The organism is Desulfofundulus sp. (assembly GCF_049701015.1).
GTDB lineage: Bacteria > Bacillota > Desulfotomaculia > Desulfotomaculales > Desulfovirgulaceae > Desulfofundulus.
Window position 1 is genome coordinate 1 of sequence record NZ_JBNATZ010000354.1, and the last position, 2059, is coordinate 2059.

The following is a 2059-nucleotide window of genomic DNA, read 5'->3' on the forward strand; positions in this document are numbered from 1 at the left end:
CGCCAGCACCCCGACTACCTCCCCCAGGAACCCCTGCCTCTCCAGTTCTACCAGGGCTTGGGCTTTCGTAAAACTCCTGTCCCGGTAGGGCCGGTGTTCCAAAAGTGCCGTGAATACTTCCACCGCTGCCACGATGAGGGACAGCGGGTGTATATCCCCGTCCTTCAGCCCGTTCGGGTAACCCGAACCGCCTGGCCTCTCGTGATGTTCCCTGATCACGCGACATACCGGATCCGGCACGTCAGGCCAGTATTCCCGCAGGTAATATTCCCCTACAACAGGATGGGCGTTAACCAGCTTCCGGTCGTCGTCGCTCAAACGAGCTTTACTTACCAGCGCTGAAGGCCAGGTAATCTTCCCGCAGTCGTGAAAGAACGCCCCCTGGGTAAGCCATTCCAGCTCTTTCTCCTGCAGGCCCAGGGCCCGTCCCACCGCTTCGGTGTACACCGCCGTGGCGATCGCGTGATAATACAGCGTCTCGTGCCAGGCCAGCATCTGCATAGCCAGTCTGTTCGCCCCCTGGTATTTGAGCATTTCAGACAGCCACCCGGGCAAACCAGGGCGGTGAAGGATGAGTGCGTGCACTTACGAAACCACCTTTCTTGATAGAAATTTTGTCACAAACTGTATGCCATACCTCTCCAAGGAAAAGGGCTGCTAACCTCGAAAAAAAGGGATTGCCCGGCACTGATGGACGACCTCCCCTTACAAAAAAGCCCGGAAAATCCGGGTAAAAACGTTCAGTCGAAAATTAGCAAGCGGCTTGGCTGGCATTGCAAGGTGGTTTTAAATACGTTTCGTTTTGATAGAGGCACATCCCGCAACAGCCGTTCTACCAGTTCTTGCCTGGTGATTAGTGAAAATTTTTTCGGCGGCTGACATTTTTCTTCCAAACATGTCCTTTGTCTTGCTTGGTAGATCATGGTTTAGTTTCTTTTGCAGGAACAACTCGCCGTCGTCTTCCAAAACAATGACTTTTTCGTTTACGGCTGAACGTATTGCTCGAAGACAGGTGGTCATGCCGGTATCAGTTGCACCGGAAAATTTGACTTTCGCTTCTTCTTCGTGCTGCAAATCTTGGGAGGTATTCCCGGCGGCATTAATAAAGAAGCCGGGCAAGGTACCCGGCCCTATAAATGTTCCGCAATCAGTTCCGGCGCAACGGTCGAGTGCACGTACATGTCCGTACTGTCCGGCACTCCCGAGCTGACAATCCTCCCCCAAAAACTGACCTTTACCGGAAACCTGATTATCCCGGTCACCGCCGGGCGCGTGATGGTTTCGGAATAGCTGCCGAAAGTGTAGGAGAAGGGAAGCATATCGCTGTTGACCACCCTGAAATAACAGACCTCCACAGGGCCGTCCACCAGGGAGCCGGGTAAAGGCTGGTTGGTTCCGTCAAGTTTGAAATTCGCCCGCAGTACCTCGTAAAACCTGTCCCGGGCCGCCGGTTCGTCTATGACTATCCGGTTGTTCCTCAACTCGTCCTGGTTCAGCTGGGCTGCCGCCGCCCGCAGTGAGAGGTTGAGATAGTGTCTTGCGGCTATTTTCACCGCGTACAGTTGGGCCACATCCGCCAGAAGGGAACCTACCGCTATAATGGCCAGCAGCAGGACCAGAAAGGTGACGGAAGCAAAACCTTTCTGGTCCCGCCCAATCGATAAGATCATTGCTCAAAATACACCTCGCTGACCGCCGTCATTTTAACCTTCAGGACAACCTGGTCTTCCCCGGTGAGCCACCGGCCCAGGGCGTCGAAAAGGAACGTTTTAAACCGGAAAGGGTATGCCACCCCCACCGTAATCGTCCCGCCCCGCTGGATGTCCATATTTGGGTCCGTGCCGTAGACGTAAATGGTTCCCGGGTTGACACTCCCCGGCAGTGACGTCCCGGAAGCGTCAATACCCATCGTACTGCCTTCCGTGGTCATTTTCCTTATATGTTCCGCCATGGCCTGGCGGATGCCGGTGGAGAAGCGGCCGTTCATGGCCGCCTCCACCGCCGCCGCGCTGGCGGCATGGTTTATCACCGCCCAGTCGTACATCAGAAATCCCATTTC

The 2059-nt window shown here is 55.0% G+C and carries 4 protein-coding genes; all 4 read right to left on the reverse strand.

What is annotated here, in order from left to right; translation table 11 throughout:
* Positions 1 to 534 (reverse strand): HD-GYP domain-containing protein (locus tag ACPLUI_RS14275; RefSeq protein WP_424660909.1); only part of this gene is annotated, 534 nt, incomplete at its 3' end.
* Positions 535 to 786: 252 nt separating this feature from the next.
* A complete protein-coding gene (locus ACPLUI_RS14280; protein WP_424660910.1) occupies positions 787 to 1119 on the reverse strand; it encodes a hypothetical protein in 333 nt (110 codons plus the stop codon).
* Between the two features lie 11 nt (positions 1120 to 1130).
* Complete coding sequence (locus ACPLUI_RS14285) at positions 1131 to 1670, reverse strand: hypothetical protein (protein WP_424660911.1); 540 nt, start codon at positions 1668 to 1670, stop codon at positions 1131 to 1133.
* Positions 1667 to 2059: hypothetical protein (locus ACPLUI_RS14290; RefSeq protein ID WP_424660912.1), on the reverse strand; the 393-nt coding region annotated here is incomplete at its 5' end. The genes ACPLUI_RS14285 and ACPLUI_RS14290, both read right to left, overlap by 4 nt.